Below are 17915 nucleotides of genomic sequence, written 5' to 3'. Positions count from 1 at the left end.
CCTCAGCCTTTCTTCAGGCAGCGCGCGCCAAGCGTTTCGGCAATCTGCACTGCGTTCAAAGCCGCGCCTTTGCGCAGGTTGTCGGAGACGCACCACAGGTTCAGACCGTTCTCGATCGTGCTGTCCTGGCGGATGCGGCTGATGAAGGTGGCATAGTCGCCCACGCATTCCACCGGCGTCACGTAGCCACCCGCTTCGCGCTTGTCGATCACCATGATGCCCGGCGCCTCACGCAGGATGTCACGGGCCTCGTCCTCGTCGAGGAACTCCTCGAACTCGATATTCACCGCCTCGGAATGGCCCACAAAGACCGGCACGCGCACGCAGGTGGCCGTGACCTTGATCGACGGATCCACGATCTTCTTGGTTTCCGCCACCATCTTCCACTCTTCCTTGGTGGAGCCATCCTCCATGAAGACGTCGATATGCGGGATCACGTTGAAGGCGATCTGTTTCTGGAACTTGGAGGGCGGGACTTCGGAGGTCGGGTTATAGACCGCCTTGGTCTGATCCCAGAGCTCGTCAATGCCTTCCTTGCCGGCACCGGACACCGATTGATAGGTGCTGACCACCACGCGCTTGATCGTCGCGCGATCATGCAGCGGCTTCAGCGCCACCACCATCTGCGCAGTCGAGCAGTTGGGGTTGGCGATGATGTTGCGGTTGGTATATTGCTCAACCGCCTCGGGGTTCACCTCGGGCACGACCAGCGGAATATCCGGGTCGTAGCGGTAGAGAGACGAGTTGTCGATCACGACGCAACCCGCTTTGGCGGCCTTGGGCGCGTAGGTTTTGGTCGCGTCCGAGCCGATGGCAAACAGCGCGATATCCCATCCGGTGAAGTCGAACGCCTCAAGGTCCTTGGTCTTCAGGGTTGTATCGCCATAGCTGACTTCGGTGCCGAGGCTGCGGCGGCTGGCAAGGGCCACCACCTCATCGGCGGGGAACTGGCGCTCGGCCAGGATGTTCAGCATTTCGCGGCCCACGTTACCCGTGGCACCGACGACGGCGACTCGATAACCCATCTTCTTGACTCCATCTTACAGGGTTGGCTGCGGCCTCTTAAACCTATCGCGCGCCCGGGGAAAGGGACTTATGCGCGCAGGCCGCGGCAGATCGGCGCGCGGATGGCCCTCAGCCCACCTTGTCGCTGGAAAAGAGGTAGATCACCATGCCCAGCGCCAGGAGTGCAGCGAAGAAGCCAAAGACCATCGTGTAGCCCGCCGCCCCGCCACCCGCCGCCACATGCAGAGGCCCCGAGGCATATTGCACCACCCCTGCCCCGCCGATGCTGAAAAGGTTGAGCAGGGTCACACCCCGGCCTGTCAGATGTGGCGGAATGAGGCTGCGGCCATGGGCCATGACCACCGGATAGCTGATCCCGAAAAAGCCCACAGCCGCACAGAGGGCAATGGAAAGCGCCGCACCGGAAGGGCCAAGGAGGATCAGCCCCAGAAGCGCCGCGAGGCAGGCCGCGCTGCCGCCGAAGACCACCCATTTGCGTGTGCCAAGCAGCCGGTCGAGCGGGCCATAGGCCAGTGCGCCAAGGATCATCGCCATCCCCATGATCAGCGTGGCCTGGCCGATCTGCGCGGTGGTGAGGCCAAACGTGTCACTCAGATAGGGCCCGATCCAGAGCCCGCGAATGGCCGCCGCCGGGGCGTAGCTGACAAAGATCATCGGGAAGATCAGCCAGAGCGCCGGCATGCGCAAAAGATCGAGCAGCGAGCCCTTGGTGTCGGCCTCCAGCGGAGGCGGATCCCGCACAAGCGCCAGAATGCCCAGAGCCACGGCGATAGAGATACTGGCCAGCCCGAAGAGCGAAGCGCGCCAGCCGAAGCTTTCCGCCGCCCAGGCCATCGGATAGGCGGCAATGAGATTGCCCACCGAGCCTGCGCCCACCATGAGCGCGGCCAGAGTGGCGAATTGCGCGGGCGGAAACTGGCGCGCGAAAATGTAGTAGGAGGCCATCAGAACCGGCGCGCAGCCGACGCCGATCAACGCCATGGCAAGCTTGATATGCAAAGCCGAGGCGGCCAGACCAAAGAGCACGGCCCCCCCGCCCCCGCCGATCAGTAGAAGCACCGCCGCCGTGCGGCGCGGGCCGATCCGGTCGAGCGCGGCGCCCACAGGGATCTGCATGGCGGCGAAGGTCAGGAACCACAGGCCGGACGCAGCCGAGAGATCATCCGGTGTGGAACCAAGATCTGTCTCCAGCACGCCGCTGAGAACCGCGAGGAAGGCGCGGAAAAACTGGCTGAGCACATAGGCCAGCAAAAGGAGGGTCAATCCGGCGCGCATCGGGTCCGTTCAGGTCTGGTCAGCGGATGCGTGGCACGGTTTTTACCCAAGCGCAATGCCCGTCCGTAGGGTGCGTGATCTCACGCACCGCTCCGGCTCGGCCTATTCGCCCGGCACCAGCTCTTTTTCGTAATTGCCCTTCACGCGTTCCTTGGTCGGGTCGAAATGCGGATAGGGCACGACGCGGGCCCGGAGCCGCTTCTGCAGCCCGTCGAGCTGGCCAATCTCGATCTCGGTGCCCGGCTCGGAATGCGTTACCGACACGCGCGCCAGCGCGATGTTCTTGCCCAGTATGGGGGACTTCATGGCAGAGGTGATCTCGCCCACCTGCGCCTTGCCGATGCGCACGCAATCGCCGGGGCTGGCGACGATGCCACCCTCCACCTCAAGCCCGACAAGCTTGCGATGCGGATGCGCCTTGCGCTCTTCAAGTGCTGCCCGACCGATGAAATCATCCTCTTTCGTCTTAAGAGGCACCGTAAAGCCAATGCCCGCTTCGAACGGGTCGGTTTGGTCGTCGAACTCGGAGCCGGCAAAGATCAGCCCGGCCTCGATCCGAACCATGTCGAGCGCGGCGAGGCCAAAGGGCGTCAGCCCCATCGGTTCGCCCACTTTCCAGATGGCGTCGAACACCTCAACCGCATGTTTCGGGTGGCAGAAGACCTCATAGCCCAGCTCGCCCGAATATCCTGCCCGGCCCAGCACCACCGGAATGCCCGCCACATCGCCGAGCCGCGCCACGCAGAAGCGGAACATGCCAAGCTCGTCCACCGTGGGGTTGGTGGGGGCGGTCCAGAGCACCTCGCGAAGTATATCGCGGCTTAGCGGGCCCTGAATGGCCACGTTATGCAACTGGTCGGTGGAGCTGCGCACCCAGACATTGAGCCCCAGTTTGCGCCCCTGTTCCTGCAGCCAGAGCCCGGAGGTGTCATTGCCGCCGATCCAGCGGAAGTTTTCCTCACCCAGCCGGAACAGCGTGCCGTCGTCGATCATGCCGCCATGCTCGTAACACATCGCCGTGTAGGTGAGCTGTCCGACGGCGAGCTTCTTGACGTTGCGGGTTACGCAATACTGCATGAGTTTTTCGGCATCCGGCCCCGTCACCTCGTATTTCCGAAGCGGTGAGAGGTCCATGATCGCGGCCTTCTCGCGGCAGGCCCAGTATTCGGCCAGCGCGCCATGGTTGGTCATCTGATTGGGCAGCCAGTAGCCTGCATATTCCACGAAATCGCGCGTATGGCGCGCAAAACAGTCATGAAATCCGGTTTTCTTGGTCTCTTCCAAGTCGGCCTCCGCTGATTTTCTGTAGCCGACGGAGCGGCTGAAGTCTTCGCCCGCGCCATAGGTGCGGACCTGGATATCGGTCGGGTTCCAGCCATTGGCCGGGTCCACGTCACAAGGGCAGGCGGTGGAGACACAGATCATATCCGTCAGCGCCTGCAACAACACATAATCGCCGGGCCGCGACCACGGGTCGTTCATGCCGATGGCGTTGGTGTCGTCCAGCATGGTGTTGAAGAAAAAGTTGATCGCAGGCCAGCCGCCACGCGGGCGAATGCCGTATTGGGCGAGGTCCGTGTTCATGTTCTCGGAACAGTTCACATGACCCGGATAGCCCAGATCGTCGTAATAGCGCGCGGTACAGGCAAGGCCAAACGTGTCATGCCGCCCGCAGGTGTCCTGGATGATCTCAACGAGCGGCTCCTGATCCGAGGACCAGTATTTGGAGAAGATACCCGGCGCGGGATAGAGATTGCCCATCAGGGAGCGGGTCGTGGTCGGGTCGATCTCGCGCTCCAGCCCCTTGTCGAGGGCGCGCAGGGAGAAGGCCTGAAAATCCGAGCATTCGCGCCCCTTTACATCCAGGATCTGGATGAACTGGCCCTTTTTGACCTCATAGCTTTTAGCCTCGCCCGGCTGGATGTTGATATCCACAAGCGGATCGGCCAGCGGGTCGGGCGGGCCGATATCCTCTTTGCCCGCGTTTGGGTCGGCCCGGCGGATATAGAGGATCAGTTCGGTCGGCGGGTTCTGTTCGCCGGGGTGCATCATGCCGCCTGGCGCGGCCACGATCAGCAGCCCGTCGCAGCTTGCGTGAAACGTCTCCATGTCGCCGGGGCGCGAGCCGTCGGGGAATATGCGGATCGCCTCGGCCCGGCCCAGATCGAACCCGGCGCTGTCGAGCGCCTTGGCGACCTTGGCGCCAGAGCGGGAGCCATTGGCCAGCACCGAGATCACCCCGTTGGCAGGCCCGGCTGCGCGGGCGCCCAGCATGCCCGCATCCGAGGTGCCGTCAGGGGTGAAGAACACCAGTTCGCCGGGTTGCAGACCATCGCGGTCGAGCACGGAAATCTCATCGCCCTTGTAGACCGGCACAGCGCGCGAGCCGCCGCCGGGCACCGGGTGCCGTTCGGTGCCATGCGGCAGGATCGGCAGGCCCGGGGTGATGACCCCGGCGCGTTCATAGGGCGTCTCGAACACCGGGGTGATCGTCTGCGGTTTGTTCATGACGAGGCCTCAAGCTCTTCCAGGCTCATGTCGTCGACCGGGCCGCGATGGGTGACCACCAGCTTGCAGCCCGTGTGCGAAATGCTGAAATGCTCGGACCCTCCGGCAAGCGACACGAAATCCCCCGCGCCATAGGCAAAGCCGTCGCAATCCACCAGATCGCCCTCGATCACATAGAATTCTTCCGGGCCGTTATGGCGGTGCGGGTTGCAGCGCGTGCCGGGCTCCATGATCATCAGATAACTGCCCTGCCCCGTCTCGCGATCATAGGAGATATTGCGCCAGTACACCTTTTCGCCGGGCAGGCCCTCCATTTCCATCAGTTCGAAATGCTTGGGGTCGAAGTTCCCCACGGTGCGGAAGTCAGCCAGTTTTCCCATGTCAGAGCCCCAGTGCTTTCTTGCGGGCATTGGCCCAGCTGATGACAGCGAGGTCAAAGGTCAGCGCCATCAGCGAGACGTTGATACCCAGAACGAAGTTTTTACCCAGGTCGGTGCCGGCAAGCGTGCGCTGCAATTCCTGGCCCAGATCCTGCGTGCCGATGAAGGCGGCGATGATGACCATGAAGAAGGCGAACATCAGCGCCTGGTTGAACCCCACGGCCATCGTCGGCATGGCGAGCGGAAGCTGCACCGAAGTGAGCTTTTGCCAGCGGGAACATCCCGCCATGTCCGCCGCCTCGGTCAGTTCCACCGGCACGTTGCGCAAGCCCTCGATCGTGTAACGGGTCAGCGGCACGGTGGTGAAGATCACGATGGACAGCACAACGGTGGTGTCGGTGATCCCGAAGAGCATGATCGCGGGCAGAAGGTAGATGAAGCTGGGAAAGGTCTGCGCGGTGTCGCAAGCGAGCAGGATGCGCTCCGCCCAGACATCGTGGCGCGTGGCGATGATGCCGACGGGAATGCCGATGAGCATCGAGATGAACACCGCCGAGATCACCGAATAGAGGGTGATGATCGAGCGGTCCCACCAGCCCGACAGGGCCACCAGCGAGAAGAAGATCGCTGCAAAGATCGCCGGGCGCTTGCCGCCCACCCCGTAGGCAAAGGCCACCACGAAGAGGATAAAGGCCGGGGTCGGGATAAAGAGCAGCATGTCACGGAACGGGATCAGCACCCAGACGTTCAGGATGTAGCGGATGAATTCGGTCGAGGCCTTGACCCAGCCCAGATCGAGGAAACCGCGGATCACAGCGTCGATCTCGCGCCCCATGGAGAGCGATTGCTTGCGGCCGACTTCGTTGAGGATATCGACGAACTGGGCCGCCACGAAAAACCCAACAAAGGCGACAACCGCCAGAACCGAATATTTGTAGCGGATGAGCCAGGGGGTGCCTTTTTCGAAATGCTCGGGCTGTTTGACCACCCAGGCCTTTGACAGCCGGTCGAGCATGATCGCCACCAGAACGATGGTGATCCCGATCTCGAAGGAGCGGCCCAGCTTGAAGCTGTTCATCATCGCCAGGAGCTTGCCGCCCAGGCCGGGCATGCCGATGAAGGCGGTCAGAACGACCATGGCCAGGCAGAGCATGATCACCTGGTTCACACCAACAAGGATCTCGGTGCGGGCCGAGGGCAGGAAAACGCGGGTCAGCATCTGCCAGCGCGTGCAGCCGGACATCTTGCCCGCTTCGACGATCTCGGGCGAGACCTTTCTGAGGCCGATCGTGGTCATAAGGACCATGGGCGGGGTGGCATAGATCGTGGTGGCGATGGCGCCCGCGGTGGGCCCCACTTTGAAGAAGATCACGGCAGGCAGAAGGTAGGTGTAGAAGGGCAGCGTCTGCATCACCGCAAGGGCGGGTTTGATCGCGTTGTCAAAGGCGCGCCATTTCCACGCGGCAATACCGATGACAAGGCCGATGATGAAGCCCAGGGGGGCGGCGACAGCCAGCACCGAGAGCGTCTGCATCGTCAGTTTCCACTGGCCCATGAGCGCGGTCCAAAGGAACGTCCCACCAGCCAGAAGCGCCAGTTTCCAGCCGCCGAGATAGTAGCCGACGACCGCAGCGAGCGCGGCAATGGCCGACCACGGGATCGGGTCTTCGAAATAAGGCCAGCGGTGTTTGCCTTCCAGAAGGTTGGCAGTCACGCCCAGCATGAAATCGAGCGGCCCCTCGGCGAACCAGCGCGTGACGTGCACCAGGCCGGGGCGGCCGGTTTCGATATCGCCCTTGATGAATTCGAAGAACACGTCGAGCCATTGCGCGAAGGGTGGAATCCAGGCTTCGGGCAGGCGAATGAGGAAGTCGGGCAGGATCGGCTTGGCCGCGGTCAGAATGAGCGCCGCCGCCAGTATGATCTGCAACACGCGGGTGCGGGTCAGCCCCTGGCCCTGGTCATTGACGTGGGAGGCGGCGATATCAGCCATTCTTCTCGTCTCCCAGGAGCACGTCGAGCGCCTTTTGCCGTTCCATCACACCGGTAACGGTGCCGGATTTGTCAGCCACGGGGAGCAGATCGCGGCTGTCGTTCACAAGGCGTCGGGCAAGCTGGTGGATGGTCAGATGGCCGGGGATGGGGTCGCCCTCAACGGCCGCGCCGTTGATCGGGCCAGCCAGCACATTGGCGTGCACCACATGGGCCTTGTCGATCTCCTCGGTGAATTTCTTGACATAGGGCGTCATTGGATTGAGCACGATCTTGTCAGGCGTGTCGCATTGCTCGACCGCACCGTCCTTCATGATGGCGATGCGGTCCGCGAGGCGCAGGGCTTCGTCGAAATCGTGGGTGATGAAGACGATGGTCTTGCCCAGCATGTCCTGAAGGCGCAGGAACTCGTCCTGCATCTCGCGGCGGATAAGCGGGTCAAGAGCGGAAAACGGCTCGTCCAGGAACCAGATATCGGGCTCGATGGCGAGGCTGCGGGCGATGCCGACGCGCTGCTGTTGGCCACCCGAAAGCTCGCGGGGGAAATACTCTTCGCGGCCCTCAAGACCGACGAGTTTGATCACTTCCAGCGCGCGGGCGCGCCGGGCGTGCTTGTCCTGGCCGCGCATCTCCAGCGGAAAGGCCACATTCTCAAGCACTGTGCGGTGCGGCAAGAGGCCGAAAGACTGGAACACCATGCCCATCTTGGAGCGGCGCAGCTCGATCAGTTCTTTTTCCGGCAGGGCCATGATGTCCTGTCCGTCGATTTCAATCGTGCCGCCGGTGATGTCGTGCAGGCGCGAGAAACAGCGTACAAGAGTGGATTTGCCCGAGCCTGAAAGGCCCATGATCACCAGCATCTCGCCCTTGGCGACATCCAGCGTCACATCCTTAACCCCGGCGATGTAGCCATCGGCACGAATGTCCTCGTAGCTGTGCCCTTTGGGCATCCCGGCCAGATAACGGCGGGGGTTGGGTCCAAAGAGTTTCCAGACGTTCTTGCAGGAAATGACGGGACGGTCGCTGTTCATGGGGGGCTGGTGTCCTCAGGCAACCCGCTGGTCGCACACCACAGACAGGAGCACGAGAAAAGGCGGGTAAAGATAATTGTTTGTTTCGTTCGAAGACCCCTGCCCGGCGCAAGCCGGACAGGGGGATCAAAATCAGGTCGGATTAGCTGGCGCCTTCCGGCAGCCACCCTTTCCAGACATCTTCGTTTTCTTCCAGCCAGACCTCGGCGGCCTCTTCGGGCTCCATTTCCTCAACGTCGACGAGACGCGCCATTTCGGCGATCTGCGCGTTGGTGAAGGAAATCTCCTTCAGAACCGCATAGGCGTTCGGCCATTTGTCGGGCATGCCGTCCCAGGCCGCTTTCTTCAGGTAGCCATCCGCCGGGTTGCCGCAATCATGCAGCGCATCCGGGTTCGGGCCAACGGACGGGTCGGTGTCACAGCCGTCTTCCCATTTCGGGAATTCGACGAATTCACCCGGCCACACGGCTTCGGCGAAGTTCGGCGTCCAGTTGAACACCAGGATCGGCTTCTTGTCGGCCTCGGCAGCCGAGATATGCGCCCAGAGAGCAGCGGCCGACCCGGCGTTTTTCACGACGTAGTTCAGACCCAGCGCCTCAGCACGTTCCTTACCGTGCTTCAGCCAGTCCACGGGCCCGTCGAGGAACAGGCCCTTGTCGCCCGTCTCGGCCGTGGCGAAAAGTTCGGCACAGTCGTTCAGCGCTTCCCAGCTCGGCAGACCCGGGCAGGCGTCCTTGGTCCACATCGGATACCACCAGTCTTCTCGGGTGACGGCGTTGTGGTCGCCGGCGTCATGCAGACCGCCTTTTTCCAGAGCGGTGCGGAAGGACGCGCCAAAGGCCCCTTCCCAAACTTCCAGCTCCAGCGTGACATCGCCAAGGCGGACCGATTCGTAGACGGCCTGGCTGTCCGTGGTGACGAACTCGACATTGTTGCCCATGCCTTCGAAGATCTGGCCGACAACGTGGCTCATCACAATCTGGCTCGACCAGTTGTGAATCGGGATCACGATCGGATCCGAGCTGTCATCTGCGAAGCTGGCGGTGGCAAAGCTCACGGCGGCTGCCGTCATCAAGAGTTTGGCTTTCATACTTCTCCCCATTTCATGTGTCCGATGTCAGACCGGACCTTTTTTGGTGAGTTGAGTATGACAAAGGCTCTGCATATTTCAGAATCTAATTTGGTTATCCTTTGCCCAAAAAAAAGTTTGGCAAAACCCGCGGGAAGGCTTAACTTTACGGGTGCCCCGCCAACCGCCTGCACGTGATGCTGAAGAACCGCACCATTCTGCCCCGACTCGATTATCTGCTCGCCTTTGAGGTGGCCGCAGAGCTGGAGAGCTTCGCCGCTGCCGCCAAGGAAATGAACGTGAGCGAAACCGCGATCAGCCGGAAGATCAAGCTGCTGGAGCTGCATTACGACTGCACACTTTTCGTGCGCGGGCACCGGTCCGTGCGGCTGACCGATCAGGGGCGCGTGTTGTTGCAGGGCATTCGCGGCCCTCTGCAATCCATCGCGAAACTGTCCGAGGATATCCTGGGCAAGAAGAACCCCTCGTCGGTGCGGCTGTCGGCGACCAACTCGGTGGCGTCGCTGTGGCTGATGCCGCGGATGACCCAGTTTCACGAGGCCAATCAGAATATCGCGATCAACCTCGTGTCGTCGGATATTGACGAGGAATGCCTGTCGGACGAGTTCGACCTGATCATTCTGCGCGGCGATGGCGACTGGCCCGGCTATGAGGCCAAGCGGCTTTTTGGCGAAACGATCTTTCCGGTGTGTGCGCCAAGTTATCTGGAGAATTACCGCCGGATCGCGGATGTTGCAGAGCTTGTGTCACACAATCTGATCGAGGTGAGCACACGTCATACGGAATGGATGAACTGGCGGACCTGGCTGGAGCGCACGGGGGCCGATCCCGATCAGATCAAGCATTCGACATCCGTGAATACCTATCCTCTGGCGGTGCATGCGGCGATTGACGGGCTGGGGGTTGCGCTTGGCTGGGGGCATCTGGTGGACCGGCATCTGAATACCGGCGCGCTGGTGCGGCCGCTGGATGAGGCCCATGTGCGCACGCGCTCCGGTTATTACCTGCTGAGGCGCAAGGGGGCATCGCGCCATGCCGAGCGCGATGTGGTCGCCGATTGGCTTCTGGCGGAGAGTGCTGCGCGCAAACGCTACACCAAGCGCGCCTTTCACACGGCCTGACCGCGCGCGATCAGAATATCCACATGCCGCGCCGTGGCCTCGGCCAGCGCCGCAAGGTCATATCCGCCTTCCAGACAGGAGACGAGCCTGCCATCGCAATGGGCCTCCGCCACGTCGCAGAGCTGTTCGGTGATCCAGGCGAAATCCTCCGTCTCCCAGTTGAGCCCCGCCAGCGGATCGGCGCGGTGGGCGTCGAACCCGGCGGACACCAGAAGAAGCTCGGGCGCGAACTCCGCCAGCCTGGGCAGGATTTTCGCCTCCATCTCGGCGCGGATCTGGCGGCCGTCGGTGCCCGGGGCCAAAGGGACATTGAGCACGTTATTGTCGACGCCGGTTTCGCTCGGGTGGCCGGTGCCGGGCCAGAGCGGGTATTGATGGCTGGATATGAACAGCGCGCGCGGATCGCTCTCAAGCAGGTCTTGCGTACCGTTGCCGTGATGCACGTCGAAATCGACCACCGCGACGCGGCTGAGCCCGTGATGCTCAAGCGCGTGTTTGGCAGCGATGGCGACATTGCCGAACAGGCAAAACCCCATGGTTTTGGCGGTTTCGGCGTGGTGGCCGGGCGGGCGGCATGCCGAAAACGCATTCTGCACCTCACCACCCAGCACCATATCCACGGCCCTCACAGCGCCGCCAACGCCGCGCAGCGCCGCCGCGTAGGAGCCCGGTGACATCCAGGTATCGGCATCCAGAGGCACCTGCCCCGCATCGGGTTCGGACGCCTTGACGTGATCGATATGCGCGCGCGGATGGACCCGCTCGATATGCGCCTCGTCACCCAAAGGCGCCTCGATCCGCAGCAGGTCCTTGCCCTCCAGTGCCGACAGGACCGCGTCGAGCCGGGCAACCCGTTCCGGGTGGCCGTCAGGGGTCACATGCTTGAGGCAATCGGGATGGGTGAGCAAGGCAGTGGTCATAGGGGACTCCTTTCGACTGAACCCGATTGTGAACCCAAAACTGCCGCCCATGTCCAGTGCGGGCTTGTTGCGGACGAAGGCCCGTGCCAGTCTGCGGAGCAATGGAACAGGAAGACGTCTCAACCCAAGCGGCAGGAGCCGCCACGCCCGAACCGGCCCCGGAACCGGCGGCCGAGGCGCAGGATATCGCGCTGGACCTCTGGCAGGAGGGGGTGGACTTTGCCCAGGGGCTGATGCGCCCCTGGAACGCCTATCAGGTGGCGATGATCCTTGGTGTGGTCGTTCTGGCCTGGCTCGCCACGAAGGTTGTGGGCCCGCGCCTGCATGACTGGCTGCGCGGGCGCGAGGGCTGGCCGAAATGGAAGATGCGTTTCGGTGTGCTTCTGCACCGGCGATTGTCGCTGATTTTCTTTGTCCTGCTGATGTGGCCGCTGGTCTGGATCATGCGCGAGGTGACCTGGCCAAGCCGGTCTTACCTGCTTGGGGTTTCGGCGCAGCTTGCCATGGCCTGGCTGGTCATCGCGGTCATTACCCGCCTGATCAGCAATGGTTTTCTGCGCACGGTGGTGCGTTATGCGGGCTGGGCCTGGGTGACGCTGAGCATCCTGGGCATCACCGAGGACGTGCAAAGGCTGCTCGATAGCGCCGCCGTGCATCTGGGCGAGACGCGGATCTCGCTCTGGATCGTGCTGCAGGCTGTTTTCGTGATCGGTGCGCTGTTCATGCTGGCGCGGTTCGTGTCCACCACGACCTCAAGCCGGATCAAGAAGAACACCGAAATATCCCCCTCGATGCAGGTGCTGGTGGTCAAGTTCCTGCAAGTCATTCTGTATGGCATGGCCTTTTTCATCGGGCTGCGTGCCGTGGGGGTGGACCTGACCGGGCTCGCGGTGCTGTCCGGGGCGATCGGTGTCGGCCTCGGCTTCGGTCTGCAAAAGGTGGTGTCGAACCTGGTGTCGGGGATAATCATCCTGCTGGACAAGTCGATCAAACCCGGCGATGTGATCAGCCTTGGCGACACGTTCGGCTGGATCAACAGCTTGGGCGCGCGGTATGTCAGCGTGGTCACGCGCGACGGGCGCGAGTATCTTATTCCGAATGAGGACCTGATCACCGGGCAGGTGGTGAACTGGTCGCACTCCAATGATTTCGTGCGGCTCGATATCTATTTTGGCACGTCTTACGGCTGCGACCCGCACCTCGTGCGCAAGATTGCGATCGAGGCCGCGCAGGGCGTGGAACGGGTGCTAAGTTTCAAGGCGCCGGTCTGTCATATCGTCGGGTTTGGCGACAGCTCGGTCGATTATATCCTGCGCTTCTGGATTACGGACCCAACCGGCGGGCTGACCAATATCCGGGGTAATGTGTACCTCGCGCTTTGGGATGCGTTTCAGGAGCATGGGATCTCGATCCCCTTCCCGCAGCGTGAAGTGCGGCTGCTGGGAGACGAGGGCGAGAAGGAGGAGGCGAGCTAGCCCTCTTCCGCCTCCAGAAGATCCCCCGGCTGGCAGTCCAGCACCTCACAAATACGTGCGAGCGTTTCAAAGCGGATGCCCTTCACCTTCCCGGATTTCAGCAGGCTGATATTCTGTTCGGTGATCCCGACCCGCTCGGAGAGTTCGCGCGATTTCATCTTGCGCAGCGCCAGCATGACATCGAGGCGAACGACGATCCGCATCAGACGAACTCGCGGTTTTCGCGCACCGCCTCGACCGCCTGGAGCATCACAAGCCCGATCAGCATCATCAGCCCGCCCGCCAGGGCAAAGCCGATCTCGGGTCCCTTGATCGCGATGACGAGGATGCCCCGCCCCTCGGGTGCGCCGATGCTCAGGATCAGCCCTGTCAGTGTCGTGCCGAAGAAAGACATCGCTGCTTGTGCCAGCAGGCCGATGCCGATCCGGCTGATCGTCTCGGACGTGGTCGCCGATATCGCCTCTCCGGTGCTGTAGAGGCTGAACAGACGGGCCGTGTGCCAAAGCGTGTAGAGCACCGCGGAAAGCGTCACCAGTCCAAGGACGAGAAGCAGGATGCGTGCAAGCGGCCCGATCGTCCAGGTGACGGGTTCATGAAAGATTTTGTCGATCGCCTGGGTCACCAGAAAATCAGGCGTCAGGAGCGCGAACAGCGCGTAGCCCAGCATAAGGGCGATTGCGGCGTAACAACTGACACCCAACCAGAAAGAAACCCGGCAAGTGCGCGAAGAAAGCTGTGACATTGGGCCTCACATTTTAACTATAGCAGAATCATTTTTTATTGTATTACATTAATTTTTCTACGTCAAAGGAGATTCGTATGACCCGTTGCACTTTACCAGCCCCCGCAATCGCAGTTTTGGCCCTTTCCGCGTGTGGATATGTCGATATGTCCACGGCTGCGCGGCTGGGCAGCATGAGCCCGCTGACAGCGGACCCGGCCGATTTCACTATCTATCTGGACATTCCTGAAGGCGTCGAGCTTCCGGCAGGATCGGCCAAACTTGGCTTCGGCGGGACACGATCCGACACCGGTGAGCGCCTTTCGGCGGAATATGTCCTGGATGCCCGCCAGTTGCCCGATGGCACGCGGGTTTATCGCATCGCCGAGGCTGATCTTGCCCCGATGCGCATGCTGCAGGCCGAAATGAGGCAGTGGAAGGCGGAGGTGGGCCGTGCCGCCTCGGGCACGCTGAGCGTCGCGATGACGCCGTGTTTGTCCGGGGATACGCTCGATCCCGACGCGCCCGTCAATGTCGATCTGGCGCTGGAGGACGGCGGAACACCTATGCCCCTGATCAAGGATCTGCCGATCTCGGAGTTTCTGGAGCAAACGGAGAGTGGCAATTTTCTACCATGCAGCGATCTTTAGATAATGGTGACATTGAAATGTCATATTGCGCTTGCTACCTTGGGTATACGCCCAGCACCGGGGCCTGAACGGTGTGCAAATGGAGGAGACACTGTCCTGTCTTTTACCGCTGACGCGGCCGGGGCCGCTGAAATGGGGGCGTCCGTGATGCCCGAACCACGCGCTGATAGCGACACACAGCTGGCGCGCATCCTTTCTTCACTGACCGACGACAAGGCCGAAGAGATCGTGCAGATCGACCTGCGCGGAAAATCGGCGATTGGCGATTACATGGTGATCTGCTCGGGCCGGTCGACCAGGCAGGTCACGGCCATGTCGGAAAAGCTGGCACAGCGGCTCAAGACCGAGCTCAACGTGCAGGCCAAGATCGAAGGCAAGGATGCAGGCGACTGGGTGCTTCTGGATACGGGCGATGTGATCGTGCACATCTTCCGCCCCGAGGTGCGCGAATTCTACCAGCTTGAGAAGATGTGGCTACCGGGGGCCGAAGCCGCCGCCAAACCCGTCTGAATGCGTGTCCATATCTGTGCCGTAGGCCGGTTGCGCGCCGGGCCCGAAGCCGCGCTGATCGATGATTACCTGACCCGTTTCGACCGCACCGGCAGGCCGCTTGGCCTGACCTGGGCGGAGTTGCGCGAGGTGGAGGACAAGAAAGGCAAAGGCATGGCCGGAGAGGCCGAGCTTTTGCTTCGCGCGGTGCCGGATGGGGCCACGCTGGTCGCCCTGGATGAGCGGGGCAAAACACTCAGCTCCCCCGAGTTTGCCGATCAGATCGGCCGCTGGCGCGACGATGGCGTTGGCGATCTGGCCTTTGTCATCGGCGGCGCGGACGGGCTGGATAAGGAGCTGCGCACACGGGCGGATTTCAATCTGAGCTTCGGGCGTATGGTCTGGCCCCACATGCTGGTGCGGGTGATGCTGGCCGAACAGCTCTATCGCGCGGCGTCGATACTCGCGGGCAGCCCCTATCACCGGGTCTGAGCGACCATAGGACGCAAACAATCCGATAATGTTACCGCTACCCTGCCTTCACCCTTGCCGCGTTAGACGATAGACACCCTGCAACGCAGGCAGGAGCAAGAGTTGAGCACGCCCAAACCCGTTGTCTTGTGCATCCTGGATGGATGGGGCCTCAGTGAGGACAGCACCGCCAATGCCCCGGTATTGGCCGACACCCCTGTGTTTGACCGGCTGATGGCGACCTGCCCCAACAACACGCTGATCACCCATGGCCCGGATGTGGGCCTGCCGACCGGGCAGATGGGCAATTCGGAAGTGGGCCACACCAATATCGGCGCAGGCCGGGTGGTGGCGATGGACCTCGGGCAGATCGACCTCGCCATCGAGGATGGCAGCTTTTTCAGCAACATGGCACTGCAGGGTTTCATCGCCAAACTCAAGTCCTCGGGTGGAACGGCGCATTTGCTCGGGCTTATCTCGGATGGCGGGGTGCACGGGCATATCGACCATATTGTTGCCGCCGCGAAGGCGTTGACCGACGAAGGCGTGCCGGTCGTGCTGCATGCGATGACCGATGGCCGCGACGTGGCCCCGAAAAGTGCGCTGACCTATCTGGGAGTGCTGGCCGAACGTCTGCCGGAGCCCGTGCGGATCGGCACGGTGTCCGGCCGCTACTTCGCCATGGACCGCGACAACCGCTGGAAACGGGTCCGCGAAGCCTATGACACGATGATCCTGGGACGCGGCCCGCGTTGTGACACGCCCGAGATCGCGGTGCGCAACGCCTATGCACGGTCGGAAACCGATGAGTTCATCTCGCCCACACTGATCGGTGATTATGTCGGCGCAGCAGCGGGCGACGGGGTGTTCTGCCTCAATTTCCGCGCCGACCGTGCGCGCGAAATCCTGCGCGCCATTGCCGAGCCGGAGTTCGAAGGCTTCAACCCGGGCGCCCGCCCGGACTGGGCGGCGGTGCTTGGCATGGTGGAATATTCGCGCGAACATAACGCATGGATGGACACGGTCTTTCCGGCGCGCGATATCCGCAACACGCTGGCCGAATGGGTCTCGGCCCACGGGCTGACGCAGTTTCACCTGGCCGAGACCGAGAAATACCCGCATGTGACCTTCTTTCTCAATGGCGGCAAGGAAGAGCCTGTGCCGGGCGAGGACCGCTTTGTAGCCCCGTCGCCCAAGGTGGCGACCTATGATTTGCAGCCCGAGATGAGCGCTGAAGAGGTAACCGCGCATTTCGTGGCCGCCATCGGGGAAGAATATGATCTGATCGTGGTGAACTATGCCAACCCCGACATGGTGGGCCATACCGGTGATCTGCAGGCGGCAATGCGGGCCTGTGAGGCCGTGGACCAAGGGCTGGGCCGCGTCGTGGCCGCGCTTGAAGAGGTTGGCGGCGCGATGATCGTGACGGCGGATCACGGCAATTGCGAGACCATGATCGACCCTGAAACCGGTGGACCGCACACGGCGCATACCACCAACCCGGTGCCGGTAATCCTGATTGGCGGACCGGAAGGGGCAAAGCTTGGCTCCGGACGCCTGGCGGATCTGGCCCCGACGCTCTTGCAGCTCATGGGGCTGGAGCAGCCGCCTGAAATGACCGGCAAGAGCCTGATCCAATGAAATGGCTCGCCCTTTGCCTGTTCTGCCTGCCTGGCCTCGCGCTGGCTCAGGGCGATCCGGGCGAAGCGGCGCGCGCGGCGGCAGATCGGCTGAACGCGGCGGCCCAGGCCCTGGATCAGGCCAAGAGCGCGCGTAATCGTGTCAAGGCACTGACCGAGACCGTGCATGCCTATGAAGACGGGTTGCAGGCCGTGCGCGAGGGATTGCGCCGCGCCGCGATCCGCGAAGAGACGCTGGCGCGCGAACTGGCGGCCCAGGAAGAAGACATCGCCAGACTGTTGGGTGTTTTGCAAAGCATCGGGTCGGCCCCTGCCCCGGTTTTCCTGCTGCATCCGACAGGACCGGTGGGGACGGCGCGCTCGGGCATGATCCTGGCGGATGTGACGCCCGCGCTCGAGCAGAAGGCCGCCAGATTGCGCGCACAGCTTCAGGAAGTGAGCACCCTGCGCCTGTTGCAGCAGACCGCAGCGGACAAGCTTCAGCAGGGGTTGAACGGTGCGCAGCAGGCCCGCACCGCGCTCAGCCAGGCGATTGCCGACCGGGCGGAACTGCCGCGACGCTTTACAGAGGATCCGACAAAGACCGCGTTGCTTATTGCCTCCACCGAAACGCTCGAAGGTTTTGCCAGCGGCCTGAACGAGATCGCCATTGACGAGGCGCCCGGCAGCCTGCCGGGCGTGGTCGAGCGCAAGGGCACGCTGCCCCTGCCGGTGCGCGGCAGTATCCTGCGCCGCGCGGACGAGCGGGACGCCGCGGGCATCGCACGGCCCGGCATCGTCATGGCCACACGTCCGCACGCGCTTGTCACTACCCCTGCCGCCGCCACGGTGCGCTATCAGGGGCCGCTTCTGGATTACGGCAATGTGATCATCCTGGAGCCGCAGTCGGGACTTCTGATGGTGTTCGCGGGGCTTGCCGTGGTCTATGGTAAGATCGGCGAGGTTCTGCCAGGCGGGAGCCCGGTTGGCCTGATGGGCGGCGATGGCGCGGGGGATGGCGCAATTTTGTCGCAAATCAGCAACGAGACGGGTGCCGCCCAGACCGAAACCCTCTATATAGAGGTCAGAGAAGACAATATCCCGGTGAACCCCGAGGCGTGGTTCCAAACCGAGAAGGACGACTGAG

At 62.5% G+C, this 17915-nt stretch carries 17 protein-coding genes; 7 read left to right on the top strand and 10 right to left on the bottom strand.

What is annotated here, in order from left to right; all coding sequences use genetic code 11:
* Window positions 1-2: 2 nt before the first annotated feature.
* The 7 genes from EI983_RS02210 to EI983_RS02180 all read right to left on the bottom strand — a co-directional run bounded on the left by EI983_RS02210 (window position 3) and on the right by EI983_RS02180 (window position 9302).
* Window positions 3-1025 (bottom strand): aspartate-semialdehyde dehydrogenase, encoded by a 1023-nt coding sequence (locus EI983_RS02210; protein ID WP_157705659.1) that lies wholly within the window; start codon window positions 1023-1025, stop codon window positions 3-5.
* 109 nt (window positions 1026-1134) lie between these two features.
* Window positions 1135-2301, bottom strand: a complete 1167-nt coding sequence (locus EI983_RS02205) for an MFS transporter (RefSeq protein ID WP_157705658.1) — start codon at window positions 2299-2301, stop codon at window positions 1135-1137.
* A gap of 102 nt (window positions 2302-2403) precedes the next feature.
* A complete protein-coding gene (locus EI983_RS02200) occupies window positions 2404-4809 on the bottom strand; it encodes a trimethylamine N-oxide demethylase (RefSeq protein WP_157705657.1) in 2406 nt (801 codons plus the stop codon).
* On the bottom strand, window positions 4806-5189 hold the full coding sequence (locus tag EI983_RS02195) for a cupin domain-containing protein (protein WP_157705656.1): 384 nt from the start codon (window positions 5187-5189) through the stop codon (window positions 4806-4808). The genes EI983_RS02200 and EI983_RS02195 overlap by 4 nt, the downstream gene beginning before the upstream one ends.
* Window position 5190: 1 nt before the next feature.
* Window positions 5191-7182, bottom strand: a complete 1992-nt coding sequence (locus EI983_RS02190; RefSeq protein ID WP_157705655.1) for an ABC transporter permease — start codon at window positions 7180-7182, stop codon at window positions 5191-5193.
* Window positions 7175-8212, bottom strand: coding sequence for a quaternary amine ABC transporter ATP-binding protein (locus tag EI983_RS02185; RefSeq protein WP_157705654.1), 1038 nt, complete (start codon window positions 8210-8212; stop codon window positions 7175-7177). The genes EI983_RS02190 and EI983_RS02185 overlap by 8 nt, the downstream gene beginning before the upstream one ends.
* A 142-nt stretch (window positions 8213-8354) precedes the next feature.
* A complete protein-coding gene (locus EI983_RS02180; protein WP_157705653.1) occupies window positions 8355-9302 on the bottom strand; it encodes an ABC transporter substrate-binding protein in 948 nt (315 codons plus the stop codon).
* 176 nt (window positions 9303-9478) lie between these two features.
* Here EI983_RS02180 and EI983_RS02175 point away from each other — a divergent pair, with 176 nt between their 5' ends.
* Entirely contained in the window at window positions 9479-10423 is a 945-nt protein-coding gene (locus EI983_RS02175; protein ID WP_157705652.1) for a LysR substrate-binding domain-containing protein, read from the top strand.
* Here the strand turns inward: EI983_RS02175 and EI983_RS02170 are convergent.
* Window positions 10411-11343, bottom strand: coding sequence for a histone deacetylase family protein (locus tag EI983_RS02170; RefSeq protein WP_157705651.1), 933 nt, complete (start codon window positions 11341-11343; stop codon window positions 10411-10413). The two genes, EI983_RS02175 and EI983_RS02170, sit on opposite strands and share 13 nt — an antisense overlap.
* Window positions 11344-11444: 101 nt before the next feature.
* On the opposite strand from EI983_RS02170, the gene EI983_RS02165 reads away from it, so the two are divergent.
* Complete coding sequence (locus EI983_RS02165) at window positions 11445-12818, top strand: mechanosensitive ion channel family protein (RefSeq protein ID WP_157705650.1); 1374 nt, start codon at window positions 11445-11447, stop codon at window positions 12816-12818.
* On the opposite strand, the gene EI983_RS02160 is transcribed toward EI983_RS02165, so the two are convergent.
* Window positions 12815-13021, bottom strand: coding sequence for a helix-turn-helix domain-containing protein (locus EI983_RS02160; RefSeq protein WP_157705649.1), 207 nt, complete (start codon window positions 13019-13021; stop codon window positions 12815-12817). The two genes, EI983_RS02165 and EI983_RS02160, sit on opposite strands and share 4 nt — an antisense overlap.
* Window positions 13021-13560 (bottom strand): hypothetical protein, encoded by a 540-nt coding sequence (locus EI983_RS02155; protein WP_157705648.1) that lies wholly within the window; start codon window positions 13558-13560, stop codon window positions 13021-13023. Before EI983_RS02155 ends, EI983_RS02160 begins: the two co-directional genes overlap by 1 nt.
* A 146-nt stretch (window positions 13561-13706) precedes the next feature.
* Here EI983_RS02155 and EI983_RS02150 point away from each other — a divergent pair, with 146 nt between their 5' ends.
* The 5 genes from EI983_RS02150 to EI983_RS02130 all read left to right on the top strand — a co-directional run bounded on the left by EI983_RS02150 (window position 13707) and on the right by EI983_RS02130 (window position 17914).
* A complete protein-coding gene (locus EI983_RS02150) occupies window positions 13707-14189 on the top strand; it encodes a hypothetical protein (RefSeq protein ID WP_198389359.1) in 483 nt (160 codons plus the stop codon).
* 147 nt (window positions 14190-14336) lie between these two features.
* Window positions 14337-14699, top strand: a complete 363-nt coding sequence (gene rsfS, locus EI983_RS02145) for a ribosome silencing factor (protein WP_425500896.1) — start codon at window positions 14337-14339, stop codon at window positions 14697-14699.
* Window positions 14700-15170 carry a 23S rRNA (pseudouridine(1915)-N(3))-methyltransferase RlmH gene (gene rlmH / locus EI983_RS02140; RefSeq protein ID WP_157705645.1) on the top strand — a complete coding sequence of 157 codons (471 nt, stop codon included), beginning with the start codon at window positions 14700-14702 and terminating at the stop codon, window positions 15168-15170.
* A gap of 102 nt (window positions 15171-15272) precedes the next feature.
* On the top strand, window positions 15273-16790 hold the full coding sequence (gene gpmI, locus EI983_RS02135; RefSeq protein WP_157705644.1) for a 2,3-bisphosphoglycerate-independent phosphoglycerate mutase: 1518 nt from the start codon (window positions 15273-15275) through the stop codon (window positions 16788-16790).
* The gene (locus tag EI983_RS02130; RefSeq protein WP_157705643.1) at window positions 16787-17914 is read left to right on the top strand and encodes a murein hydrolase activator EnvC family protein; all 1128 of its coding nucleotides are present in this window, start codon (window positions 16787-16789) and stop codon (window positions 17912-17914) included. Before gpmI ends, EI983_RS02130 begins: the two co-directional genes overlap by 4 nt.
* Window position 17915 lies beyond the last annotated feature (1 nt).

Source organism: Roseovarius faecimaris, assembly GCF_009762325.1.
GTDB classification, from domain to species: domain Bacteria; phylum Pseudomonadota; class Alphaproteobacteria; order Rhodobacterales; family Rhodobacteraceae; genus Roseovarius; species Roseovarius faecimaris.
This window is presented reverse-complemented; position numbering and strand designations above follow the sequence as displayed.